Below are 25559 nucleotides of genomic sequence, written 5' to 3' on the forward strand. Positions count from 1 at the left end.
AATTTGCAATTAAGCAAAAACTTTACGACCGTTTTCAACAGCATCCACAATGCTCATGCCCACATAATCCTGGGCACTGAACCAGCGGCCACTCTTCTTGTCATCGAGGAGCACGCTTACAAGGGCACCCGGAACAACGCTTTCAGGAGCATTTGGGGCATTCGGACCACCGAGATCCGTGCGAAGCCACCCCGGATCCATGACGTTCATCATCACGTCAGTGCCATTGAGCTTGCAGGCGAAATCCTTCACGAACTTCGTGAGGGCTGCCTTAGCGCAGGCGTAAGCGGCAAGTTCAGGTTCATTGGCGATACCGCTCGTAGTGAGCTGCATGCGACCAAAACCGCGCTTAATCATGCCCGGCAAAAAGTGGTAGGCAATCTTCATCGGTGCAAAGAAGTTTACCGCCATCGCCTGACGAAAATCATCCATCGTGTTCGTTGTGTAATCGGCGAAATAGTGGCTCATAAGGCCTGCATTGTTGAACACGAGGTCCACCTGCACGCCAAAAGAATCGATTTCGGCAAGGGCAGCGTCAATTTCATCTTCGTTTTCGAGATTGCAGCCCACAGCCTTCACCTGCACGCCATACGGAGCAAGTTCGGCGAAAACCTTTTCGGCATGGCTTTTGTCGCGGCCCTGCAAAATGAGATTTGCACCGAGTTTAGCCATTTCGATAGCGATGAGGCGGCCGACACCACGGCACCCGCCCGTTACCAAGCACCATTTTCCTTTTACATCAATCATTCCGTATCCCTTTGCGCAAAGCGCGGTAAATTTTGCCCTACGAAAAATAATCAATCTTTTTCAAAACAGGCGCCAAGGCACTAGACGATTCTGTATACAAATGTAACGACTTATTACCCACCCCTTTAAAACACACCAATTTAATTTTAAACAACAAAAATTTTGAGCCAACAAATTAACCGACATTTTATGTCATAATTAATCAACAAAATCAAAAGATATCAAAGTTTTACGTCATTTTGCAAACTAAAGGATGCACGAACGTTTCCGCTAATTTCATAAAATTAGGCTACATGTATTACGAGACCATTCTACTCCATGAAGCCATAAGGCTACTTCTGATTTCGATTCGGCAACAAAGGCACCACACCCAACAGTCGCTATCGATCGAATCTGGGATATCCAGGCAATTCATATCACAAATGGAATGCGGCAAGAAGCAGCCCTCTATCGATACGCTTTTTCAACTTTCGTCAGCCCTAAAAACAAATATTTGTACACTCATGGCTGAACTCGATAACATTTATCAGCACCTTTTTTGGCAAAAACACCCAAAACTGATCGACAGTGCCACACCACCGCTAATACAAAACGCAGCCGAAAGCGAAGACCCCTGTTTGGAATACATACAGCGAGCAGGTGGATTACACAAGCCCTAGCCCTTAACAAGAATCTTAAAATTTTCTATCTTTTAGGGCTATGGAATGGCAGCGCAATATAAAAACTTTGACAACCGACGAGCTCAAAGCTTGGCTTCGGGACGTTGACGAAAAGCCCTACCGCGCCGACCAGATTCAAAAATGGCTATTCTGCCAGCAGGTGCGTTCTTACGACGAGATGGTGAACATCTCCCCTGCCCTCCGCGAAAAAATGGCAGAACAGTTCACGCTTTGCGGCCTCAAGGAAGACCAGCGTTCTGTTTCTGTCGATGGGACGGTAAAGTGGCTTTTCCAGACCGAAGACGGTCACCATATTGAAACCGTGATGATCCCGGCAAACGGTCGCTATTCCGTTTGCGTCTCGACCCAGGTCGGCTGCGCCATGAACTGCGCTTTCTGCCGCACCGCAAAAATGGGCTTCACGCGTAACCTCGAAGCAGGCGAAATTCTCGAAGAAATCATCAACGTCAACTGGTACTTGAAGGACAACGGCTTCATGAACGAAGAAGGCGGAGTCGCCCAGGTGACGAACATTATCTTCATGGGCATGGGCGAACCGCTCAACAACCTCGAGAACGTCCACCGCGTCTGCTGCACGCTACACAACCAGAAACTTTTCAACATGGGCGCAAAGCGCATGACCGTGAGCACTTCGGGAGTCGTCCCGAAGATCAAGGAACTCGTGGACCGCAACACGCCCTGCTGCCTCGCCGTGAGCCTCAACAGCACGAACAACGAATACCGTTCGTCCGTGATGCCGGTGAACAAGACTTGGCCTATCGAAAAACTTTTGGAAGCGGTTGACGAATACATCCGCCGCACCGATAACTATGTGACGTTCGAGTTCGTGCTCATCCAGAACATCACCTGCACGCCCAAGGCCGCAAAAGAGCTCATCCGCATCTGCGCCCCGCGCCGCGTGAAGGTGAACGCCATCGTGCTTAACGACGGCGACGACCCGACGCTCCACGCCCCCACCCCCGAAGAGGTGGAAGATTTCCTCGCCGCCGTGCGAGCTGCTGAAATTCAAATAACGATCCGCAATCCACGCGGTAGGGACATCCTTGCTGCGTGTGGACAATTAGCGTACAAAAAGGAAGGTAAAGAATGTTAACGCAAAACCTCCCGGAATTCTGGGACAATCTCTATGCCGAAGGCAAGGACTACTGGAATTTCAAGAAGGCGACTCCGGCCCTGCTTGAGTTTTTCAAGCACCCCTCCTGCCCCGCAACCGGCTCTGTGCTGATTCCAGGCGCCGGGTTCGGCTATGATGCCGAGGCATGGGCTTTGCGTGGACACGAAGTTTTGGCAGTCGACTTTGCTCCGACCGCCGTTGATGAACTGGACCACTTGAGCCGCAAGCACAAGAACTTGCGCTCCCTCGACCTCGACTTGTTCACCCTTTCTCCGAAGGATGCCAAGCGCGGTGGCCAGCAGTTCGATATCATTTATGACTACGGCACGTTCTCGGCAATCCATCCGGGCCGCCGCGACGAATTCTTCGAAGTCTGCTACAAGATGATGAAGGACGACGGCGTGTTCATCTGCCTCATGTACCCGCTCATGAACGGCAAGACCATGCAGGGCCCTCCGCACTGCATGAGCGAAGGCGAACTCATGGCTCGTCTGGACGGCGTGTTCGACATTGTTGAACGCATTAAGCCCACGAACAGCATTCCGGGCCGCGAAGGCAAGGAAGAATTCTGGCTCTTGAAGAAGTGCCTGTAATGCCTTTGGTCATTGGTCATTGGTCATTGGTCAATGGTCATTAGTCATTAGAATTTGAGTTCGTTGCAACTTTAGCTGTCATGCCCGCCTCCGAGCGGGCATCTCTTTTTTCTAGACTTTGCACTTGTAAAAAAAGCGCGATAGACTCCACAGGCGCACCATTTTTTTGTATTTTTAGCCCAGTTTTTTATAAGGATTTTACTATGGCTAACGATTTATGCCCGTGCGGTTCTGGCAAGGCCTACTGCGACTGCTGCGAACCGATTATTAAGAAGACCACTCTCGCCCCGTCCCCGGAAGCCCTTATGCGCTCCCGCTACACCGCTTATGCCAAGCACGAAATTGCATGGCTCAAGGACTCCCTCGAAGCCACTCAGCGTGACGACTTTGACGAACCGAGCGTAGAAGCCTGGAGCCGTCAGTCCGAATGGCTCGGCATCGAAATCAAGCAGACCAAGACCGAAGAAGAAAAGAACATCGGCTGGGTCGAATTCGTCGCTCGCTTCAAGCAGGGCAACATCACCCGCAACCACCACGAACTTGGTGAATTCCACAAGGTGGGCGGTGCCTGGTACTTCTATGACGGTCGTGCCGTGAAGCAGGAAACTGTCCGCCACGAAGGTCCGGTTGTCGGCCGTAACGACCCGTGCCCGTGCGGTTCTGGCAAGAAATACAAGAAGTGCTGCGGCGCGAATAAGTAGGAAGTTAAGAGTTCTGAGTTACTAGTTACTAGAATTTCATAACAAGAATTTCTAGTAGCTGTAATCTATAAACTAATAACTTAATAATCCTAGTAACTATCAACTATTAACTAGTAACTAAATCAAATGTTCAAGATATTCGTAGATGGCGAAGCAGGGACCACTGGCCTGCAAATTTTCGAGAGACTTGCCAAACGTAACGACCTGGAAATTCTCAAGATCAATCCAGAACTCCGCAAGGACGTGAACGAACGCCAGAAGATGATCAATGAATCTGACGTGACGTTCCTTTGCCTCCCGGACGCAGCGTCCATGGAAAGCGCCGCCCTCTGCACGAATCCGAACACGCGCATCATCGACGCCTCCACGGCTCATCGCGTGAACCCGGCTTGGACATACGGTATGCCGGAACTTTCGGCCGAACAACGCGAAGCGATTTCCAAGAGCAAGCGCATTGCAAACCCCGGTTGCCACGCCTCGGGATTTATCCTCGGCGTCCATCCGCTCGTTGCATCGGGAATCCTCCCGAAGAGCGCTAACCTCGCCGCTTACAGCATCACCGGTTACTCCGGCGGCGGCAAGAAGCTCATCGCCGAATACGAAGCCGAAGAGGCCCTCAGCCACAAGGCTGGTGAATCGAAGGCTATCATGGCTCCCGCCCCGTACGCGCTTGCGCTCGCCCACAAGCACCTCCCCGAAATGAAGAAGTACTGCGGACTCGAAAACGTCCCGTTCTTCAACCCGGTGCTTGGCCCCTACTACAAGGGTATGGCCGTGACGGTCGCCATCTTCCCGAACATGCTTTCGAAGAAGGTCGGTCCGCAGGACTTGACCGAAATCCTCGCCAAGCATTACGAAGGATCGAAGTTCGTGAAGGTCCTACCGTACGAAGCCGCTCCGGTGCTCTTCAACGGCCGCTTGGACCCGACGGTCTGCAACGACACGAACAACGCCCGCATCCAGGTTTTCGGCAACGAAAACATCATGCAGGTCACGACGATCATCGACAACCTCGGCAAGGGTGCTAGCGGCGCCGCTATTCAGAACATGAATATCGCGCTCGGCCTCGACGAAACGATCGGATTAGTTTAATCCACGAACCGTCATCCTGAGCAACGCGATATATGAAACTTGGCAACTTGTTGCCTTAGTTGAATTAGGTTCGTAGGAGCAGGATCCAGTCAAATTTCAGAAAACGCCAAAGCTCCGTGAGTTTTGGCGTTTTTGTTTTTGGAGGTGAAATTTGTACTCTATGAATTTCATCAAAAATTTCTAAATTTGGGCTATGTTCTTAGACGAAAAAAATATTGAAGTTCGCTCCGGCAGAGGCGGTGACGGCATCTGCAGTTTCCATCGTGAAAAGTTTGTACCCCTCGGCGGTCCCGATGGCGGTGATGGCGGTCGTGGCGGTCACGTGATTTTGCAGGTGAACGAGCAGTACACCACGCTCCTCGACATGGGCAACACGCACATTTACAAGGCAAAGAGCGGTCAGCCCGGTGGCGCCAAGCGCTGCTCCGGTGCATCTGCCGAAGATTTGATCATTAGCGTTCCGCGCGGCACAATCGTCAAGGACGAACAGGGCCATATCCTCACGGACTTGACTGAACCGGGCCAGAAGTGGATTGCGGCTCGCGGCGGCAAGGGCGGCATGGGCAACCAGCATTTCGCAACCCCGAAGGTGCAGGCACCGCGCAAGTGCACTCCAGGTGAAAAGGGCGAAGTCCGCCAGCTGTTCCTCGAACTCAAGCTCATGGCAGACGTGGGTCTCGTGGGTTTCCCGAACGCAGGCAAGTCTAGCCTCGTGAACAAGATTTCTAGCGGACGTCCGAAGGTTGGTGACTATCCGTTTACGACTCTTGAACCGGTGCTCGGCATCGTCCAGGTGAACGGTCACAGCTTTGTGGTTGCCGATATTCCGGGTCTCTTGGAAGGCGCAAGCGAAGGCAAGGGCCTTGGCCACCAGTTCCTCAAGCACATTGAACGTACGCACACGTTGCTCTTTGTGATTGACGGTTTTGCCGAAAACGCCTACGAGCAGTTCAAGGTTCTCAAAGAAGAGCTCAAGGCATTCCACCCGAAGCTTGCCGAAAAGAACTTTGTCGTAGCGCTTAACAAGAGCGACCTCGGCATCGAAAACGCCATCAAGGAATTCAAGAAGCACCGCCAGAAAGTGGTCATCACATCGGCAGTCACTGGCGAAGGTTGCGCTGAATTGCAGCAGGCTTTGGACGCTGCAGTGCCCCATATGCACAAAAAAAGCATCGGTTGGAGCAAAAAAGCGTAACGGTTGCTTAAAATTATTGTAAATTCTTTAATATGAAGGCGGCTCAGTCCAACATAACTAAGAAGGAAATCGTTGATGAAATCGCTTCCCAGACTGGATTTACGCAAGTAAAAACCAAAGTCATCGTGGAAGAACTCATCGACGCTATTTCCAATTGCGTTATCGAGGGCAACAATATCGAGTTGCGTGGATTCGGTCGCTTCAAGAATAAACAGCGCAAGGAACGCCGCACCCGGAACCCCAAGACTGGCGAACTCGTGAACATCCCCGCCAAGGTGCGTCCGGTGTTTGAGCCCAGCAAGGACTTGATCGAAAAAATCAACAACGTTCCTTTCGACTTAGAAGAGGCTTTTGTCCCAAAAGATGATCAAGAAAGAATCTAGTACGCCCGTTATCCAGAACCGCAAGGCGAACCATCTTTATTTTGTAGATGAAACTTTTGAAGTGGGAATCATGCTTATCGGTTCGGAAGTCAAGTCTATCCGTAACGGCAAGTGCACTTTGGGCGAAGCGTGGATTGATATCGACGAAAACAAGGATGAACTCTGGCTCGTCGGTGCGCATATCGACGAATACCTTTTCGCCAACCGTTTCAACCATTTCCCTGCACGCAGAAGAAAGCTCCTCGCCCACACGCACGAAATCCAGAAGATGCGCAAGGCGAAGGAATTGAAGGGTTGCACGATCATCCCGCTGAAAATGTACTTTAAGAACCGTATTGCAAAACTCGAAGTAGGAATATGCCGAGGCAAGGATCAACACGACAAGCGACAGGACATTCTAGTCCGCGATGCCAAGATGGAAATGGCTCGCGCCGCCAAGGCTCATCGCTAATTTTAGCTTTACTGCTAGTCGCATGTAGCCTAACCCTCGCTGCTACGGCAAGGGTCGATGTGGAGTCTGTCGCCCGCGAAATCAAGGGTTCGTTCCACTGGTATCCGGTACAAAAAACATTCTCGATTGTTTCAGCAAAGGACACACTCAAGTTCGCCGTCGGCATTCCGTACATGACGCGCAACGGTCGCACGGTCGATTTGTCGGCAGCACCGGAACTCAACAACGGGCACCTGTGGATTGCAGAAAACGACGCCAAGAAGATTTCCAGTAAGGTTGCGGCAGTCCCAGTAACAAAGACCGAAACGGCACAAACAAAATCAAACGGAACAGCGCAGGCCAAAGCAACTAGCACAGCGCCTGTGAAGCCAGCCGAACAGAAACCTGCACAGCCGGTTGTCGTAAAGCCAAAGGCTCCGAAGCAAGAAATCGCAGGCACGCGCGAAGTCCGCACCATCGTGATTGACCCCGGACACGGAGGCAAGGACCCCGGCGCTTCGGGCAAGAAGTCCCAAGAAAAAGATATCGTTCTCGCCGTCGCAAAGCTCTTGCGCAAGAACCTCGCGGACGAAGGCTTCAACGTGAAGCTCACCCGCAGCAAGGACGTTTTCATTGAACTGCGCCAACGCGCAAACTTGGCAAACCAGTGGGATGGCGACCTCTTCATCAGCCTGCACTGCAACGCCATTGACGCAAGTGAAGAACGCAAGAAGATTATCCAGGGTTACCAGTTCTACGTGCTGCGCGCCCCGGAAAGCGAAGAAGACAAAGCGATTGCCCGTCGTGAAAACGCGGTCGCTACGCTCTATGGCGAAAAGAACGCCAAGGACGAACTTTCACCGCTGGAATGGTTCAAGCTCGAAGCTCGCCTCGAACAGTACAAACAAACTAGCTACCTCTTCACGGAGAAATTGCTAGACAGTTTTGATGGCGGAAAAATCAAGAAGATGAACACTGGCGTCGGCGGTGCGGGATTCATGGTTCTCGTAGGCGCGATGATGCCGGCCGTGCTCATTGAACTTGGCTTTATCAGCAACGAAGAAGACGAAGCCTACATGATGACCAAGACTGGCCAGCAGGACCTCGCCGACCGCATTGCACAAGCCGTTAGCAAGTACAAGGACGCCGTCCACACCTACCGCGAAACGCTGGGAAGAAATTAGACGAAAAAAGGAATCCGCAAGATTTGACTGGATTCCTCGTTACACTCGGAATGACGAGATGTTTGCGGAATGACGTGAAGCTTTCGAAATGACGAAAGGCTTTCGACAAATAAACTACTCCGCAGCCTTTGATTTTTTCTCAATAATTTCAAGGCATTCCGCGAGAATCGCATCATACATGTCCTGATAACGTTTTGTAATTTCAGGCGTTCCGTCTGCGCAAGCCTTCGTCTTTGCAATAAAACCGTTGAACCAATGTTTCGTGTAATCCTTTAAATGGTAAACTTCAGCCTCATTATCGGCAGAAAAATAAGGTTCATAAAGACCCTTTAATGTTTTGTTTTCATGATCCAAAAGACCATTTAAATATTTTTGTTCCGATTCAGGTCTGGCAACATCTTCCATAAGCCTTCCAGAAACAACCTCATACAATTTTTTCTGCACATCGGCCAAAATATCCGGGAACAAAGCAAACCCATCTTGTTTGCAGGACTTGACCCAATCTTCAGGGTAAATTCCATGGGCTATGTCATATTCTTCATCGCTCGTATAGAAAAGATTCCCTTCGATTTTGTACCCATTCCTATAAGTACGTGTATCAGAACACACAATCATCGGAGCGTCATAATACGAAGTGGGATAACAACCAGGGCTGACGATACCATAAACTGGCGCCATTTCTTGAATAGATCCGCACGACTGAAGTTTATCTTCCCATTCCGTCAAAATTTTTTGAGACAGCGATGTATCTTTCCCTAAATACTTCTTATAATCATCGCAAGTAGGACGATGCGTAGTTTCAGGGCAATTGCTTCGTTTATACGACCCTTCTACACAAGTCACGGAGGTGTCACGTGCCATGACATACTTCACAGGTTCCGAAGAACTTGAAGATTCCGTCACGTCAGCACTTGAAGAGCTTTCTACGCTCGAAGAGCTCATCGCAGCATCAGACGAACTAGTCGCGCCAACATCAGAAGAACTCGTATTTTCTTCTGTCACGGAACTTGAAGATTCTTCAGGTAAAGCGGTTTCACTACTAGAACTATCCCCGAATGCATCCGCGGACGAATCCGGATTTGTAGATTGCACTACGGCAAATTGAGGATTCGAATCACTGCCACAGCTTGCCCAAAAAAGCGATGCGACAGTCAAACAGCTCAGGCGCCAAAACTTGCGAATATTCATAAAATTTCTCCTTTTACTCTCTAATATATAATTTATCATAAAAAGTGTTTTCAAAAAACATTCTGCTCAAATAAAAACGTTGACATTCCGTCAATAAACACAACAAATACGAGCATCATTGCATACAAAAAAAAACTGTCACTTTCGCAACAGTTCTCTCCAAAATTGACTGGATCCTTCGCCTTCGCTCAGGATGACGTAAGGCTACTTACGGATTTGCACGGAATGCTTGTTTACGGCTGGGCGACCAAGCAAGTCAAAGTATTGGTACTTTTTGATGTTCGCCACCGGTCTGATTCTTCGGATTCCAGTCGTTGATTCTTGAGGATACAGCGGGATAAAAAACAGATCCGTCAAACTATACTGAGAATCCGTAGTAAGATGAATCGTATCCCCCTTGGCCTCATAAGTAATCTTCATATAATATTCATCACCAGGGTTGCCTTTGTAACAGACATTAGGATTGTTAGCCTCCATGACAATACTACGTTTTTCTCCATATTCGTACACATAAAGAGAATCTTCTGTAATATTAACATATCCATCAAGTTTTTCTTCTCCTTCCGAATCATAGCGAAGAAACGAGTAAGGATGCATATCATCAACAACCTTCATATACTTGACGATTCCGTAAAGCTCGCCATCATTCTTTATCGTAACCGTGATTAAGCCATTCAGGGTATCCGCTTCTTGAGTAAAATGGAATACAGTTTTAACAGTGTCCTTCGAATCTGCCATAAAGAGGCTATCTGGAAGAGTGTTTCCTGGTGTATAATAATACTTCTTGAACCATGGTTCCGATTCCATACCCTCTGCAGGAACCTTGTAAAGGCTGTCAAGAACATAGTCTCCCGGGACATGATAATCTATCGGCTCGGTTTTGAAATAAGCCTCCAGGCAATTCATAGCGCTAGCGTAAATGGAAAGGACGGCAAGAGAAAAGAGAATTTTTTTGATCATGGTTAATTTTATCGTTAAAATGTTAAATAAAATATAATTATTTTCTTACAAATAAAAAGAGAACCGTTGCATAAGCAACAGTTCTCTTTTTGAAATGGAGATTCCCGCTCGGTGGCGGGAATGACAAATCCTTACGACGCTACTGACGCTTACTCTGCGTCCATGTCAGCTTCGTCGATTTCGGCGTTGTGGTAGACTTCCTGAACGTCGTCGTGGTCTTCGAACTTGTCGATGAGCTTGAGGAGCTTGACAGCGTCGTCGTGACCGAGCTTGACCGGGTCATTCGGGACGTAGCTGAGTTCTGCACTCATCATTTCGATACCAGCATTTTCGAGAGCCTTGGAAACAGCGTCGAAAGCTTCCGGAGAAGTGGAGATTTCATGAACGCCATCTTCGGTGCTCATGTCTTCTGCGCCAGCTTCGAGAACGAGGTCCATGATCTGGTCTTCCGGATACTTTTCAGCATCGACGACAATCACGCCCTTGTAGGTGAAAGCCCAAGAAACGGAACCGGATTCACCCATGGAACCGTTGTTCTTGTTGAAGATGTTACGGATTTCAGCAACCGTACGGACCTTGTTGTCGGTCATGCACTGCACCATGATAGCAATGCCTGCCGGGCCGCGTCCTTCGTACAGCGGTTCCGTCATTTCGGTACCGGAGTTAGCACCCGTACCCTTGGCAATAGCACTTTCGATGTTCTTGGTCGGCAAGCTCTGGCTCTTGGACTTGAGGATTGCAGCACGGAGACGCGGGTTTGCATCAGGGTTGCCGCCGCCGAGCTTAGCAGCGATGGAGATTTCCTTAATCAACTTGTTCCAAGCCTTAGCACGAGCGACGTCGGTTTTGGCTTTCTTGCGTTTGGTGGTGGCCCATTTAGAATGACCGGACATAGATTACCTCTATTTGTTAGTTTAAAAATTTAATGTAACTGCGCCCAAAGACGCCTATTTTCCATTCATCTTGCAGCGGCGTTTCTGCTTGGCTGTGAGCTTACGGCCAGAGCAATCAAGGTCACTGTTCTTTTTAGATTTGAACTTTGCCTTTTCTGCTTTTTCAGCCTTTTCACGAGCCCTGCGGTCTGCCTCTTCCTGAGCCTTGCGCTCAGCTTCGAGAGCCTTAGCCGCTTGGCGCTTCTGCTGCATATCGATAAGCTTTGTCTTATCTATAGGAACAGCGGACGCCTTAGTAATTTCTCGTTCGTACTTACCGCTCCAGATTTTACCGAGAAGCGAGCCAGACTGGAGAGCATCATCCAAAATGCTCTGTGCCCAACTGTCGTTTGCAGGTGGCAAAAGCTTGAACGACAAGTTACGAATTCTAGTCGGTTCTTCGTCGTAATAAAGCATCATGTCGAAGAAGCCCACGTTGTATTCTTCGCCATCAGAACCGGCAGCAATCTTGTCCGGAATGTAAGCAAGCACAGCGTAAAGCGCTCTATCGAAAAGAGCTGTAATCAAGACGTCGGAATCTCCACCGGGTGCCTGAACTTCACCTTCCGCAAGGAAAGACCACGGAGCCACATCGACTCGGAGTCTGAACTTGTGGAATCCCTTCTCAGCTTTTTTGAGCTTGATCAGGGCACCGGCAAAAGCCTGGAATTCCGGCTTAATGGAGCCTTCCTGCGCGAACACCATGGCACACGCAAGGAAGATGACCGTTAAAAGCTTTTTCATTTCCCTAATCCAATTTGTTTAATTTGTCCTTAATTCTTGAAGAACAAAGCCTTGGCAGCTTCGAACATCGGATCCTTTTCATCCGGGTTACGGCATTCCGTATAAATACGGACCTTCGGTTCCGTACCGGACGGACGCACGAGCATCCAGGAATCGTCGTCGAAGATAACCTTCACGCCATCGAGCGTGAGGAGCTGCTTCACGGTCTTTTCGTTGTTGCCAACCATGACCTTTGCACCCGGCTTAGCGATATCGGCGATAGCGTTGACCTTAGCCTTGAGCGGTTCGCCAACGAGGGACTTGTCGACTTCGAAACCAGAACGGGTCGGATAGAAGCGGCCGTATTCTTCGTACAAAGCGTCGAGGTATTCGCCGAGGTTCTTGCCAGTCGTAGCAAGAATTTCGAGAGCGATGAGGAGGCCGAACTGGGCGTCCTTTTCGAGCGTGTTGTTGAGGCCGGAGATACCATCAGATTCTTCGAATGCAACGAGAGCCTTCTGCTTGGCATTGCGAGAGAGCCACGGGCGGAAGTTCTTGAAGCCCACCGGTGTTTCCATGACAGGAACGCCGAGCTTTTCAGCAATGATGTTCACAAAGTTGGAAGTTGCAACGGACTTAGCCACGCAGCCCTGTTCCTTGCGCCAGGTTGCCATGTAGTGGAATGCGATTGCACCGAACTGGTTCATGTCGATTTCGCGAGTGCCGTCGTAGAAACGGATACGGTCGCCATCCGGGTCAAATATTGCACCGAGACGGAACCAGGACTTGCTTTCGTCGAGGACCTTGCGAACCTTTTCGAGGTTCTTGCTGGACGGTTCCGGAGCGATACCGCCGAACAAAGAATCGTCTTCGTTGCGGAGCGTGATGAGGCATTCCGGATTGTCGAGGAGAGCAGCCGGACGGCGGCGGGTAGAACCGTGAACGTGGTCGCACACGAGCGTGAGGCGGCCCTTCTTGATGAATTCCTTGATGCGGTCGAACTTGATCGTGCCCTGCTTGACGAGGAATTCCTTGTAAATCTTGAGGGAGTCGATAATTTCCCAGTCAACCTTGGAGACCGGTTCGAACTTCCAGGTAGCCATCATTTCGTTAGAAAGCTTGGTGATGACGTTCGTGATTTCCGGACCTGCAGGACCGCCGTCTGCCGGGTTGAACTTGATGCCGTTGTAGTGGCTCGGGTTGTGGCTCGGAGTCATGTTGATGGAGCAAGCAGCGCCGAGCATTTCGATGGCAGCGGAGAATTCCGGAGTCGGCATTTCGCCACCGTAGTAAACCTTCACGCCAGCCTTTGCAAACTGGTCTGCGACAGCTTCGCAGAATTCGTGACCAAGCAAGCGGTTGTCATGGCCAACGACCACGCCACGCTTCTGGAGTTCAGCAAAATCCTTGACACCCAGAGCAGCGAAGAGTTCCGGAGTTGCTTCCTTGTACAAACGCACAATAGCAGCACCGACAACCTGCAAGTTGCGGAGCGTGAATTCAGAACCGATTTCACCGCGCCAGCCGGAGGTACCAAAGCTGACCTTAGCCGGTTCCTGGGAGGTCAATGCGACCTGCTTCACGGTTTCAACCAGGTTCATATCGGTAGCCGGGTTGAATTCGGGGGACTGAATCTTTTTCCAAATCTGGGTAATGTTTTCCATAGCGGTTCCTTTGTAGTTTTAACGCGCAAAATTTAGAAAAACTAAAGCAGGAAGGAGGAAAAAGACAGCCGGAAGAAGCGCAAAATTAAGGGGTTACAAATCTTGTAAAAAAGACTCACTTTTATGTGAGCCTTGGCTAAATTCATTTTTATTTCTGTTCAAGGGTCGCCTTGATTTGAAGAATTTCTGATTCAAGAAGCCCCGTAAACTCGACGATTTCAGCTAAGGGCTTGTTTTTCAACAACATCCTCGTTGCCATCTCACGAGCCTTGTCTTGCGCACCCTCATACCTGAGGACAGCCTCATCATAATCTTTCATCCATGAATTTGACATAGTTCTAGGACTAAAATTACTCATTTTCACTTCGTTTTGCAACACCTTGAACATCGGGTCATTCTCATACCTGCTGAAATCGGCTTCGCGATTCAATGCATCAATCGCACGGAGCCACAGCGCGATGCGACAGTTGTCACTAGCGAACTTACCCGCCTGTCTCAAAAACTTGTCCACTTCAACGAGTGTGACCGTCTGACGATCAAAATAAACCATTTGCTCCTGGTTGCGCCACTGAACCGTATGACGATAATTCGGGGAATCCTTGAAAGTATCGAAAAACTGGAAACTAATCACATGCAAGTTTTCTAGTTGCGGAACAGCCCCTTTCGGCACCATGTTGTTCGTAAGGCGGGCTACGCAGAAAACCAGACGATCGCTGTACAAAGATTTGTGATTTTCATGCTGAATTTCAATCGAAATGCGGTCGCGCGGTATTTCACCACCACGTTCATTCGTCAGCAACAAATCAGGTTCAATGCTCCGACGCCCTAGTTCGCCCGGAACATAGGGATTCACGAGTTTCGGATTTTCAATACGATCCGAACCAACAAGGTTCAGCGCCGCATTAATCAAGTCCGTTGTCAGCGCGAGATTTTTCTCGCTCGCCAGGATTTTCTTGATGCAACCATCGTTAAAAAAGTAGACATTCCGTTTCTCATACTGCTTAACATAGGCATCAGCATCTCCACCCTTTTCCTGAACATTTTTGAGTCCTTTAAGAAAAAGCGCAAATTCATCTCTTGTCATTTTAAATCCTCATATAACGGCAAGGAAACATTCCCCACCTATTACATTAACACGCGTTTTTCAAGAAATTATTCCAATTTTTTTTTGATTTTTGCGTAAAATGATTTAAACACAGAAAAAAGGCGGTCTTCGCCAAATGATTTTAAACAAATTCTCAGCATCAAGCCGGGGCGTTACGGGGCCGGCGTATGAGGCCCCGTTCGAGGGGGTAGCGGAAGACCCGAGGGGCTAAAGCGAGGGGGATCCCTCCCCCACCAACCTTAACTAGATTGCCGCGTCGCAACGCTCCTCGCAATGACATTTTTTCAAGCTACAGCTCTTGATTTACAAGCCTTTAATTTCGCCATATTTTTCACTCGTCTTTCGTCTCTAGTCTCTCGTCTATACTATATTTAGGCTACTATGCAAATTACAAACGCTTCTCAACTTACTGGTGTTTTCCCCGCGTTGTTCACCCCGCTCAAGAACGACGATCCTAAGAACCTTCGCAACTCCATCGACTACAAGAAGATGGGGCAGATGATTGACGATGTTATTGCAGCTGGTGCTAGTGGTGTGCTCCCCGCCGTGACGACGGGCCAGAGTGCAACGGTCTCTCCGCAGCAGCACTTGGATATCATTAAGTTCACGCTCGACTACGTTGACGGTCGCGTTCCTGTGATTGCAGGCGCAGGCTCCAACTGCACGCGCGAATCTATCGAGATGATCGAAAACGTTTTGAAGATTGCTCCGGTGGCAGTCCTCTGCGTGACAGGCTACTACAACAATCCGCCGCAGGAAGGCCTCCTCAAGCACTACCAGACGCTCAGCAGCGAAACGGGTGCCAAGATTGTTATTTACAACGTTCCGGGCCGTACGTCTAGCTACGTCCATCCGGACACCTTGATCGCTCTTGCCGAAGACAAGAACATCATCGGTCTCAAGCAGGCGGTTGAATTCGGTTTTGGCGAAAAGTTCCACGAAGACACGATGCGAGTCATCAAGGAAACGAAGGGCAAGGACTTCGCTGTGATGAGCGGTGAAGACGGTCTCTTCGCAGACCTCCTTGAAATGGGTGGTACCGGTATCGTGAGCGCAACGGGCAACATCCCGGAAGCTTGCAAGACTTTCGTTGATTTGTACAAGGCATTCCAGGCTGGCGACAAGGACAAGGCTCACAACTTGCAGAAGGCTGCACGCGACTACATCGACGCCACGTTCTGCCGCAAGAACCCGATTCCTCTCGGAACGCTCTTCAACAGCCCGTTGTTCCAGCCGCTCGTAAGCGTGAAGGACACGGCTAACGGTGCTGACGCTGTTGCCCGCATCATGAAGCTCATCGACGAGAAGGCAACCAGCTTGAAGAAGTATCACGCCTAATAGGCAGTAGGAAGACTTTTTAACAGGAGAATCACAATGGCTAAGAATGAAAAATCCGTTACCGACTTGGTCTGCGAACACATCAAGAAGCAGAAGCTTCTTCCGATCCCGGTGCAGACTCTGAACGAAGAAGCCGAAGCTACTCGCTACTTCGGCGGCGACCTCAAGGAATTCTTGGCAGCAGCCAAGACTCTCGGCGCAAAGGGAATCTTCGTCGAAACACTTTATCTGGAAGACGACGAATTCTACTACGACAGCGGCATCGATGACGAAGAATATCTCGCCATGAACGGCGCTGACGGTAGCTGCACTTGCGGCTGCGGTGAAAACTGCGACTGCAAGAAGGGCGACAAGAAGAAGTCCAAAAAGGCTGACGACGACAAGGTCGACGGCGTGTTCCTTGAACCGGAAGACCTCGACGGTCTTGACCTCTCCCTCCTCCGTCCGGAAATTGCAAAGTTCCTCGACCGCGTTGGCGAATGCTGCGGCGTGCGCTTGACGGTTCCGGGTGTGGACCACCTCGAAGTCGAAATCTTCGCTGACTGGTACGACGAATTCGCAGAACTCGTGGACGAAGCTTCTGAAATCATCGAAGAAGATCCGAACGGCGCTCTCGAACAGGTCGAAGCCATGTTCAAGGAAGCAGAAAAGGCTGCTAAGGAAGAAGACAAGAGCGTGAAGAAGATTTCGGCACATCCCCCGAAAAAATCTAAGAAGTAATCTTCGACTTTAGACAAAGTATTGACGCGAGTTCCGTTTTGGGACTCGCGTTTTTTTTGTGCGTGAGACGCGCGGCATCCCCCCAAAAAAATCTCGCGGCATTTCCGAGGCGCGCTCTCAAGCATCACGCGGAATTGCACAACATGCAAAAACGCTCCCCGACGGGGAGCGTTTTTACAGTCTTTAGGAGGAGAGACTTATTACTTCACGGCGACGCGCTGCATAAAGTTGCCCTGCTTCACCATGTAGATGCCAGCATTCTTGAAGTTAGCCTTGAGCACTTCGTTCACGGTAGCGCCAGCATCGACCTTCACAGTACCGAGGAAACGGCCCTGCATGTCGAACACCTGGAAGTTGCCGCTCTTGAGTTCCATCTTCGGTGCAGCAATGAGACCAATCGTTTGGCTGCTAGAAGATTCAACCTTTGCTTCAGAAGAGCTAGACACAGGTTCATCCTTTGCCACGTAGACCTTTGCATGCGGGAAGTCTGCCGTACCAGAAACGCCACCGCCATTGCTGCCCGCTTCGCCGAGCACCTTGGCTTCGTAAAGCTTACCCATCGTCATGCCAAGTTCTTCCCACTTTTTCATGTGAGCGGAAATGTTGATGACGCCACAATCACGAGCTTGCTTACGGACGCTGAAATACTGGTAGAATTCGACGTTGCCACTAGACTTGATTGCAGGACCTGTACGAGTGTTGCGATAGACATCGTATTCGGCACCGTCAATCGTGAATGTACCATACTTCTTGTTGCCAACCCAGTCACCCGGGCGGTACTGGCTCAACCAGTTATCGACCACATAGTATTCCACCAACTTGCTCTGTGTTCCCGGCACGCCTTCCATCCAGCCATAGACTCCCACATAGGAGTAGTCAGCGCCATTAACATTCTGCTTCACGAGCTTGTATTCAGCAAGCATATCGCCATCAAGTTCCTTGTAGGTCTTGTCGCTATTGAAGGACAGGCCCGAACGGCAGAGATAGTCACCAGCGTTCTGGAAAGAGCAAGACATAGAGCCATCGGAATAGAACGTTGCCGAACCGGACGTTGCACGGTCATACCAAAGTTCATAACCAATTCCGTTGATGGAGCCCACCTTGTTGCCGTTTTCGGTCTTCTTATCGCCAGTGTGCTGAGCATCCTTGCAGAATTCAGTGCTGACAACAGGACCAACGCCACTACCCTTCGAAGAGCTGGACTTTGGCGTTACTGTAGAAGAGCTGGACTTCACAGAAGAGGAAGAAGCCGGATCAGAGCCGTTTTTCACATAGACCTTGGCATGCGGGAAATCCATACGACCATTGCGGACTTCACCATTGACGTTACCCGCTTCACCGAGCACCTTGGCTTCGTAGAGCTTACCCATGGTCATGCCCATCTTTTCCCACTGTCTCATGTGTTCGGAAATGTTGATGGTACCGCAATCGCGAGGCGAGGTACGCACGCTGAAATACTGATAGAACGTAACGTTGCCCGAGGATTTAATTGCAGGACCGGTACGAGTGTTGCGATAAACTGTATAGGTACCACCATCAACCGTAATGGTTCCCTTTCGTTCATTACCAATCCAGCTACCAGGCATATCATTGGCAAGAGTGTTATCAATCACATAGTATTCAACCAACTGGCTAGGCGTTCCAGAAACGCCTTCCATCCAGCCGTAAACGCCAATGTAAGAGTACCCAACGTTCTGGGCCGGGCTCTTCACAAGCTTGAACTCGGCAATCATGTCGCCGCCAAGTTCCTTATAGGTTTTGTTACTGCCAAGGGAAAGACCAGCACGGCAGAGATAGTCCTTAGCGCCCGTGATGCTGCAATCCATGGAACCGTCGCTATAGAACGTAGCGCTACCGCCATGACCATTTTCGTCCCAAAGTTCATAACCGATATCACCGATTTTACCGACTTGGTTCGAAGAAATTTTCACGGATTGACCGGAATGCGACGAGTTGCTGCAGAAATCCTGAGCAAAAGCAGTCGTCGCCATTCCCAAAGCCATTGCGAAAACAACGCTAGACTTGGTCACACTAAATGTTTTCATATGATACTCCTCACATTTTAGTTATGCTGAACATAATATATGAGTGACAGATGAAAAAAGACCGACATTAAACAAATGTTTGTTGTTGAAAAAAACAACGACAATAAGTTTACATTTGACGACCGCTCGGCTCTTTTGAAATACAAGACTCCGTACTCGCCTCGCTCTCGCCTTCACGACCCGTCAACACGGGTCGCTTCGGGCTCACGGATACGACCGCTCGGCTCTCCTGAAATGCAAGACTCCGTACTCGCCTCGCTCTCGCAACCACTCCAGTTCAAAAGAACTGGGGCTTTGTTGCTCACGGCACGACCGCTCGGCATAAAAAAAGCCTCTTTCCGGGATTTCCAGAAAGAGGCTTTTAATTTTATCTGGGAACTATCGTTCCACTGTTACAAGGTTCACGATTATTCTTCGGTTTCCGTCGGGCCGATTTCCTGCTTTTCAGCATCGTCCTTGACAACGGAATCGTCATCGACTTCAACGCCCTTGACCTTGTCGAAAGTTTCCTTGGCATCGGCGCTATCTTGTTCGATATCTTCGACGCTCGGGAGTGCAGTTGCATCCTTCACGACGTCGCCATCGCGCAGCGTGATTGCCTTGACGCCCTGGGCATTGCGGCCCGTGAGGCGGATATCGGCAGCCTTGATGCGGATGACCTGACCATCCTTACTCGTGATGATCAAATCGTAGTCGTCGGCAACGCTTTCCACGAACACGGCGGCACCAATCTTGTCTGTAACGTTCAAGTTGCGGACACCCTTGCTACCACGGCGGGTCACGCGGTAAGAGCCCGGTTCAGAACGTTTGCCATAACCCTTTTCGGTGATGGTCAAAATCTTGTTGCCAGCCTTGAGCCACAAGAGCGAAATGACTTCGTCGCCTTCGGCAAGCGTAATGCCCTTCACACCATGAGTGCCACGGCCCATAGCACGGAAGCAGCTAATCGGGAACGTGACCGCCTGACCGTTCTTGGTCGCAATCATCAAGAGGTCCTTCGGAATCGGACGGTTCGCAAAGTCTTCGGCATCGCCAGATTCGGATTCTTCGGCAACAGCGGCTTCGGCAGCCTGAGCTTCTGCGGCGTTTTCAACGGTTTCTGCAGAATCGTCATCAGAGGCATTCTTGCTGGCTTCGTATTCTTCGGCAGACATGCCCACGAGCTGGACCTTCACAAGTTCATCGTCTTCATCGAGGCTAATGGCATTGACGCCAGCCTTGCGCGGACGGCTAAAGAGCGTGAGGTCCATCTTGTTGATGATACCCTTCTTGGTTGCAAACACGAGGCAGAAGTATCCACCGAACTTGCGCACCGGCACAATCGCCTGCACCTTTTCGCCTTCCGTGAGAGCAACAAAGTTCACAATCGGGCGGCCCTTACCATTGCGGGCGCCTTCCGGCAAGCGGTAAACCTTCGTCCAGTAGACACGGCCCTTGTTCGTAAACACGAGCAAGTAGCTGTGCGTGCTAGCCGTGAAGATCTGTTCCACGTTGTCTTCGTCCTTGAGGCCTGCACCGATGATGCCTTTACCACCGCGGTTCTGGGCCTTGAACGTGTCAATCGGGAGGCGACGGATGTAGCCTTCCTTGCTGAGCGTGATAACCTGTTCTTCTTCGGCAATGAGGTCTTCGTCATCGCTATCGTCAATAGCTTCGCCAATCGTCGTGCGGCGTTCATCACCATACTTGTCAACGACTGCATCGAGCTTCTGGAGCATGATGGCAATGCGGCGTTCGCGCTTTTCCAAGATGTCCTTCAAGTCAGCAACAGTTGCAATGAGTTCGTTGTATTCGGCTTCCAACTTTTCGATATTCAAGCCGACCAACTGAGCAAGGCGCATGTCAACGATGGCCTGAGACTGGATTTCATCGAGCGAGAAGCGGTCCTGCAAGCTCTGCTTTGCAATTTCGGTCGTCTTGCTCTGGCGAATAATCTTCACCACTTCGTCGATGTTCTGCGTTGCAATACGCAAACCTTCAATGATGTGGAGGCGAGCTGCAGCCTTCTTCAAATCGAACTGCGTTGCACGCGTAATCACATCGAGGCGGTGGTCAATGTAGACCTGCAAAAGATCCTTGAGCGTAAGGAGCTTCGGGAGGTTATTGACGAGTGCCAAATTGTAAATGCTAAACGTTGTCTGGAGCTGCGTGTACTTGAACAAGTTATTCAAGACAACTTCACCAACTGCATCACGGCGGAGTTCAATCACAATGCGGATGTCGCGGCTCGATTCATCGCGGATGTCCGTAATGCCATCGATGCGCTTGTCGCGGACGAGGTCTGCAATCTTCTTGCAGAGTTCAGCCTTGTTCACCATGTACGGGATTTCGGTGACGATGATGCGCGGCTTGCCCTTTGCATCCGTTTCAATTTCGGTACGGGCGCGCACACGCACACGGCCATGACCCGTGAGGTAAGCTTCGCGAATGCCAGAACGGCCACAGGCAATAGCACCTGTCGGAAAGTCCGGGCCCTTCACGTATTCCATCAATTCTTCACCGGTGATGTCCGGATTCTCCGCCATAGCGTGGATTGCAGCACCGACTTCGCGCAAGTTGTGCGGAGCCATGTTCGTTGCCATACCCACAGCAATACCCGACGTTCCGTTCACAATCATGTTCGGGAGCGCAGACGGGAGCACCAGCGGTTCTTCGAGAGATTCATCGTAGTTCGGACCCATGTCGACAGTTTCTTTTTCAAGATCTTCGAGCATGAGGGCACCGAGGTTATTCATCTTCGCTTCGGTGTAACGCATGGCAGCCGGGCTGTCACCGTCGATAGAACCGAAGTTACCCTGACCAAACACCAGCGGATAACGCAGCGAGAAGTCCTGCGCCATTCGGGCAAGAGTTTCATAAACAGCAGAGTCACCATGCGGGTGGTACTTACCGATAACATCACCCACGATACGGGCGGACTTGACCGTTCCCTTGTTCGGAACCACGCCCAGCTTGTGCATACTGTACATCACGCGGCGGTGCACGGGCTTAAAGCCATCGCGCGCATCCGGCAATGCACGAGCGACAATAACGCTCATCGAGTAGCGAAGATAGCAGTCCTGCATGTCTTGTTCGACAAGACTCTTGAACTGCGATCCAGGTACCATTTCTTCTGACATTAGTTAACCTCAAATTAGTGGGAAGAAAAATCATCACTTCCCAGCATTTCACTTATCACATCTAAACTTTTTTCATCGGTCTGGTCTATGCGGTGCGGTGTGATTGTCGCATAGCCCTTATCTAGCAAGTTGTCGTCCGAACCCTCAGGAGCCTTCGACCACAGCTTTTCGCCATCCAAAAACCACAAGCCATCCTTGTGATCATAGTGATCGGTAAACATTCCACGGTCCATCGTACAGGCCTTAAATCCAAGGAATTCATCGTCCTTGACTTTCGGGAAATTCACATTCCAGAACACGCCCTTGGAAATTTTCTTGAACAGGTTCTCAGAAACAATCTTGCGTGCAAAATCAATCGCCACCTGCAACAGGTTGCCTTTCAATCCACGGAGTGAAAGCGCCACCGCAGGCACCCCCCAAAGGGCCGCTTCGCGAGCACCGGCAACCGTCCCCGAATATAGCGACGACACACCGGAATTTTCGCCCACATTGACTCCCGAAAAACATACATCAAAGCCTTCGGGAACAATCGAGTTATCATCAAGGCCGTAATTGGCAAAATGCCCCACGGCAAACTTCACACAGTCTGCCGGAGTACCCGAAACCGAGTAAACCTCGTACGGCAACTTCGCCTTCCCCGGAACAGCTTCGACATGCTGAATGCGCAACCCGCGACGAATCGTAAAGGCGTGACCGACACCACTCTGTTCGTCTTCAGGCGCAAAAACATAGACATCGGAAACCTCACTCAAAGCAAGAGCGAGAGCATGCAGATTGACACTACCAACGCCATCGTCGTTAGTGATCAATACCCTAGTTTTCCGTAATTGTTCCATTTATATGCAATTTAGAAAAAAGGGGGATAAAATTGTTTTAAAAACCTTAAAAACACACGTAAAAAAGCCATTTTTTAGCCGTTTAAAGGGTAATTTTCTATCATTGAAAACATGTACACAGAACCTAAATTTTTAGCCATGAAAGAGCCCTCAAAATTCAAGAGGCTAGCTGAACTTTTACGAGTGATCATCCTGCAATTAGGCGACGACGTTCCCCGCGCCCGCAGAGAATTCGAAACCTACACAGAATGGCTCCACCTGCCCGAATCCGAGAGATTGACAGGCAAAAACCAGGCGCAAATGATTGACTTGTACAAGACGTTCCGCACGCGCGCAGGACTTGGCTTTGAACGTGACGTGTACCTAGAACAGGAGCCGGGCGACCGAGAAGTCGCAAACGAAAAGCCCATCCAATTCGCCGTGCTCGTGCATAATTTGCGCAGCGCATTCAACGTGGGTTCCATCATCCGCAGCACCGATTGTTTTGGGCTCGAAGGAGTGCATCTCAGCGGCTACAGCTGTAACCCCGACCACGTGACCGTCAAAAGCGCTGCACGTGGTTGCCAGGAATGGATTCCCATCAAGCGTTGGGACAGCCCCTTCGACTGCATTAAATATCACAAAGAAAACGGTTACGAAATCATCGCCCTTGAAACCGGCGAAGACATCCCGAGTATAAACAACGTAAAATGGCCCGAGAAAGGCCTCATCGTTCTCGGCAACGAAGAACTCGGCATCGCCCCGGAAATCATGGCCGAAGCGACCATGAAAGTGACCATTCCGATGGCAGGCCGCAAGGCAAGCATGAATGTCGCAGGCGCATTCGCCATCATGGCATTCTGCCTCCGCAGTAACGCAAAGTAACGCCTCGCGCATTTTCAACGTTTTTTCAACGCATTTGCAAAACCGCGCACAAAGCAAAAGCCGCAGGCATCAAGCCGCGGCATTTTTTTATCATGCCCGTCCCGGAACACGTCCGGGATGACAGTCGAGAAATTTTCTCTCTTACTACTTCTGCGGAGCAAGCGCCTTCACGGCGTCGGTCAAGCGGTCAATAGCCTTGATGAGTTCATCCATCTTGGCATCGCTTACGCCACCGGCAATGGCAGCAGCAGTCGCATTTGCGGCCGTTTCAACAGCCTTAGCCGTTGCAGCCGGAGCAGCGCTCACCGGAACTTTGCCAAACCAGATATCCGGCCAGCGGTCGTTGCCACTATTGTACGTGATACGCGTTGCAGTTTCAACCGGTTCGCCAATCTTCCAAATATAGAGTTCGTAGTCGAACAAGTCGTGGTCGTGTCCCTTGTCCGTTGCACCCCACACTAGCCACTTGCCATCCGGCGAGAGGCGCGGGAAATATTCATGACTGCGACGCCCCGGAAGGTCCATCAGCTTCACGTTCTTCGGGATGCCAAAGAAGCCGACCTTTTCGACCTGCTTGCCGTCCTTAGCCGTGAACCACAAAATTTCACTCGGAGCAGCCGTACCACCATTACCCGTAGGGTTCACGCGGTAAAGCTTGGATCCATCGAAATTCCAGTCAATCTGGCAACCGTCGCCGGACTTGGTCCAAGCGTTCTTCGCCAAGTCCCACACGCCCGTTTCGCGCATCGAACCGCGGAGCGTAATCGCAAGATGCTTGCCATCCGGACTCATGTTCGGTTCCTGCAAAATCACGCCCGCCTTCTTGAAGACCTTTTCGCCATCAAGCACAAGCGTTTCCTTTTTACTCGCGAGGTCCATCGTAAAGACCTTGCCGGCACGGCTAAACACAATGGACTTGCCATCCGGACGCCAGGTGCCCCAAGTTGCATTTTCGACAATCTTCGTTTCGTTCGTACCGTCAATGCCGACAGTCCACAAATCCCACTTTTCCGGGTAGTTCGCATCATTTTCAGGAACCCAGCCGGCCTTACTACGGTTAAAAAGCACCTTCGAGCCATCCGGAGCGACACGCGGGAACCAGTCCACATTATTGCTCTTGGTAAGTGCACGGGGGTTCGTTCCGTCAGCATTCATAATCCAAATATCGTGGAGAGAATTTGCACGGCTCGTAGACCAGACAATAGCACCCTCGAGTTTACCCTTCAGGGCATCGAGAGCCTTCTGTTCTTCAGGAGTCGGATCCACAGAAGCACCCATCGGAGCACCCTGTGCAGCAAAAGCAGATGCGGCCAAAAAGCCAATCGCAGAAATCAACGCAAACTTTTTCATAATCATACATAAAAAGATAGCAACACAAAAAAAATTGTGGGACAAGCACAATTTCAAAGGATATTCTTTTCGCCCACATTCAAAGTAAGTTTTTTGTAAGAATCAAGGCGCTTAGGGGGAACGCATAGAGAACATTTAATAATATTAAAAGCTTTTTCTGCAACCGCTCAAAGAAATGTCAATATAGATTTACAATTCGAGGAAAGATTATGAAGTTACAAATTTTTAGATGCTTACTGTTTGCAGGCATTCTTGCGACTGCGTGGAACTGCTCCGAAAGCGCAGCAACTCAGGACACTGCATCAAAGAAATCCACTTCGAATCTACAAATTCCGCAGAACATCGTCGTGAGCGAACCTAGCTATTTTTACCAGCTCGGATCCAATTATTACATCATCGCCTCGACAACAATGACCGTAAGTGACGGTTCCGGAAAAGTCATCGGCACATTCAACACATCCACAGGCGCCATCATGTCGCTTTCTGGGGATATCATTGCCATCAATTTGGATTTGAGCAAAATGCCAGTCGTAGCCCCGACTGCCCCCACAAAGACATTGATTGCCGTTGACTTAGACTCCTAGCAATTTTTATAT

The 25559-nt window shown here is 50.2% G+C and carries 24 protein-coding genes and 1 pseudogene; 14 read left to right on the top strand and 11 right to left on the bottom strand.

The annotated features are described in order from the left end of the window. Positions 1 to 9: 9 nt before the first annotated feature. Positions 10 to 747, bottom strand: a complete 738-nt coding sequence (locus CRN95_RS02110) for an SDR family oxidoreductase (protein WP_088630345.1) — start codon at positions 745 to 747, stop codon at positions 10 to 12. A 293-nt stretch (positions 748 to 1040) separates the two neighbouring features. Between CRN95_RS02110 and CRN95_RS14965 the strand changes: the two are divergent. The 10 genes and pseudogenes from CRN95_RS14965 to CRN95_RS02155 form a co-directional block, all read left to right on the top strand. Next, positions 1041 to 1229: pseudogene (locus CRN95_RS14965) on the top strand (helix-turn-helix domain-containing protein); the annotation flags it as partial. Positions 1230 to 1250: 21 nt separating this feature from the next. Beyond that, on the top strand, positions 1251 to 1406 hold the full coding sequence (locus CRN95_RS14970; RefSeq protein WP_235002889.1) for a hypothetical protein: 156 nt from the start codon (positions 1251 to 1253) through the stop codon (positions 1404 to 1406). Between the two features lie 40 nt (positions 1407 to 1446). Further along, complete coding sequence (gene rlmN / locus CRN95_RS02120; protein WP_088630347.1) at positions 1447 to 2520, top strand: 23S rRNA (adenine(2503)-C(2))-methyltransferase RlmN; 1074 nt, start codon at positions 1447 to 1449, stop codon at positions 2518 to 2520. After that, the gene (locus CRN95_RS02125; protein WP_088630348.1) at positions 2514 to 3134 is read left to right on the top strand and encodes a methyltransferase; all 621 of its coding nucleotides are present in this window, start codon (positions 2514 to 2516) and stop codon (positions 3132 to 3134) included. The genes rlmN and CRN95_RS02125 overlap by 7 nt, the downstream gene beginning before the upstream one ends. 203 nt (positions 3135 to 3337) lie before the next feature. After that, positions 3338 to 3835 carry a YchJ family protein gene (locus CRN95_RS02130; protein ID WP_088630349.1) on the top strand — a complete coding sequence of 166 codons (498 nt, stop codon included), beginning with the start codon at positions 3338 to 3340 and terminating at the stop codon, positions 3833 to 3835. Positions 3836 to 3961: 126 nt separating this feature from the next. Continuing rightward, entirely contained in the window at positions 3962 to 4927 is a 966-nt protein-coding gene (gene argC / locus CRN95_RS02135) for an N-acetyl-gamma-glutamyl-phosphate reductase (RefSeq protein ID WP_088630350.1), read from the top strand. Between the two features lie 193 nt (positions 4928 to 5120). Beyond that, positions 5121 to 6122: a GTPase ObgE gene (obgE, locus tag CRN95_RS02140; protein WP_012820189.1), complete on the top strand. Its 1002-nt coding sequence runs from the start codon at positions 5121 to 5123 to the stop codon at positions 6120 to 6122. A gap of 32 nt (positions 6123 to 6154) precedes the next feature. Beyond that, the gene (locus CRN95_RS02145; RefSeq protein WP_088630351.1) at positions 6155 to 6505 is read left to right on the top strand and encodes an HU family DNA-binding protein; all 351 of its coding nucleotides are present in this window, start codon (positions 6155 to 6157) and stop codon (positions 6503 to 6505) included. Continuing rightward, a complete protein-coding gene (gene smpB / locus CRN95_RS02150) occupies positions 6486 to 6956 on the top strand; it encodes an SsrA-binding protein SmpB (protein WP_012820191.1) in 471 nt (156 codons plus the stop codon). Before CRN95_RS02145 ends, smpB begins: the two co-directional genes overlap by 20 nt. A gap of 59 nt (positions 6957 to 7015) precedes the next feature. Then, on the top strand, positions 7016 to 8119 hold the full coding sequence (locus tag CRN95_RS02155; protein ID WP_088630352.1) for an N-acetylmuramoyl-L-alanine amidase: 1104 nt from the start codon (positions 7016 to 7018) through the stop codon (positions 8117 to 8119). 114 nt (positions 8120 to 8233) lie between these two features. Here CRN95_RS02155 and CRN95_RS02160 read toward each other — a convergent pair whose 3' ends face one another. The 6 genes from CRN95_RS02160 to CRN95_RS02185 all read right to left on the bottom strand — a co-directional run bounded on the left by CRN95_RS02160 (position 8234) and on the right by CRN95_RS02185 (position 14670). Further along, on the bottom strand, positions 8234 to 9307 hold the full coding sequence (locus tag CRN95_RS02160; protein WP_088630353.1) for a hypothetical protein: 1074 nt from the start codon (positions 9305 to 9307) through the stop codon (positions 8234 to 8236). Positions 9308 to 9511: 204 nt separating this feature from the next. Further along, entirely contained in the window at positions 9512 to 10267 is a 756-nt protein-coding gene (locus CRN95_RS02165; protein WP_088630354.1) for a hypothetical protein, read from the bottom strand. 149 nt (positions 10268 to 10416) lie between these two features. Beyond that, positions 10417 to 11160 carry a YebC/PmpR family DNA-binding transcriptional regulator gene (locus CRN95_RS02170; protein ID WP_073424666.1) on the bottom strand — a complete coding sequence of 248 codons (744 nt, stop codon included), beginning with the start codon at positions 11158 to 11160 and terminating at the stop codon, positions 10417 to 10419. Between the two features lie 54 nt (positions 11161 to 11214). Next, complete coding sequence (locus CRN95_RS02175; protein WP_088630355.1) at positions 11215 to 11943, bottom strand: hypothetical protein; 729 nt, start codon at positions 11941 to 11943, stop codon at positions 11215 to 11217. A 29-nt stretch (positions 11944 to 11972) separates the two neighbouring features. After that, a complete protein-coding gene (locus tag CRN95_RS02180) occupies positions 11973 to 13586 on the bottom strand; it encodes a phosphomannomutase (protein ID WP_088630356.1) in 1614 nt (537 codons plus the stop codon). Positions 13587 to 13734: 148 nt separating this feature from the next. Beyond that, positions 13735 to 14670: a PD-(D/E)XK nuclease family transposase gene (locus CRN95_RS02185; RefSeq protein WP_088630357.1), complete on the bottom strand. Its 936-nt coding sequence runs from the start codon at positions 14668 to 14670 to the stop codon at positions 13735 to 13737. A gap of 402 nt (positions 14671 to 15072) precedes the next feature. Between CRN95_RS02185 and dapA the strand changes: the two genes are divergently transcribed. Together dapA and CRN95_RS02195 are read left to right on the top strand one after the other, a co-directional pair. Then, complete coding sequence (dapA, locus tag CRN95_RS02190; RefSeq protein WP_074208782.1) at positions 15073 to 16029, top strand: 4-hydroxy-tetrahydrodipicolinate synthase; 957 nt, start codon at positions 15073 to 15075, stop codon at positions 16027 to 16029. 36 nt (positions 16030 to 16065) lie between these two features. Next, positions 16066 to 16749 carry a hypothetical protein gene (locus CRN95_RS02195; RefSeq protein WP_097019973.1) on the top strand — a complete coding sequence of 228 codons (684 nt, stop codon included), beginning with the start codon at positions 16066 to 16068 and terminating at the stop codon, positions 16747 to 16749. 200 nt (positions 16750 to 16949) lie between these two features. Here the strand turns inward: CRN95_RS02195 and CRN95_RS02200 are convergent, their stop codons facing one another. The 3 genes from CRN95_RS02200 to surE all read right to left on the bottom strand — a co-directional run bounded on the left by CRN95_RS02200 (position 16950) and on the right by surE (position 22749). Further along, positions 16950 to 18794 (bottom strand): glycoside hydrolase family 11 protein, encoded by a 1845-nt coding sequence (locus CRN95_RS02200; RefSeq protein WP_097019974.1) that lies wholly within the window; start codon positions 18792 to 18794, stop codon positions 16950 to 16952. Positions 18795 to 19201: 407 nt separating this feature from the next. Further along, complete coding sequence (gene gyrA, locus CRN95_RS02205; protein ID WP_097019975.1) at positions 19202 to 21913, bottom strand: DNA gyrase subunit A; 2712 nt, start codon at positions 21911 to 21913, stop codon at positions 19202 to 19204. 14 nt (positions 21914 to 21927) lie between these two features. Further along, complete coding sequence (gene surE / locus CRN95_RS02210) at positions 21928 to 22749, bottom strand: 5'/3'-nucleotidase SurE (protein ID WP_097019976.1); 822 nt, start codon at positions 22747 to 22749, stop codon at positions 21928 to 21930. Positions 22750 to 22887: 138 nt separating this feature from the next. Between surE and CRN95_RS02215 the strand changes: the two genes are divergently transcribed. After that, entirely contained in the window at positions 22888 to 23613 is a 726-nt protein-coding gene (locus tag CRN95_RS02215) for a TrmH family RNA methyltransferase (protein ID WP_235002821.1), read from the top strand. A gap of 144 nt (positions 23614 to 23757) precedes the next feature. Here the strand turns inward: CRN95_RS02215 and CRN95_RS02220 are convergent, their stop codons facing one another. Beyond that, positions 23758 to 24969, bottom strand: a complete 1212-nt coding sequence (locus CRN95_RS02220) for a PD40 domain-containing protein (RefSeq protein ID WP_097020286.1) — start codon at positions 24967 to 24969, stop codon at positions 23758 to 23760. A 203-nt stretch (positions 24970 to 25172) separates the two neighbouring features. On the opposite strand from CRN95_RS02220, the gene CRN95_RS02225 reads away from it, so the two are divergent. After that, a complete protein-coding gene (locus tag CRN95_RS02225; RefSeq protein ID WP_088631454.1) occupies positions 25173 to 25547 on the top strand; it encodes a hypothetical protein in 375 nt (124 codons plus the stop codon). The last annotated feature ends 12 nt before the right edge of the window (positions 25548 to 25559 follow it).

Source organism: Fibrobacter sp. UWB16 (assembly GCF_900215325.1).
GTDB lineage: Bacteria > Fibrobacterota > Fibrobacteria > Fibrobacterales > Fibrobacteraceae > Fibrobacter.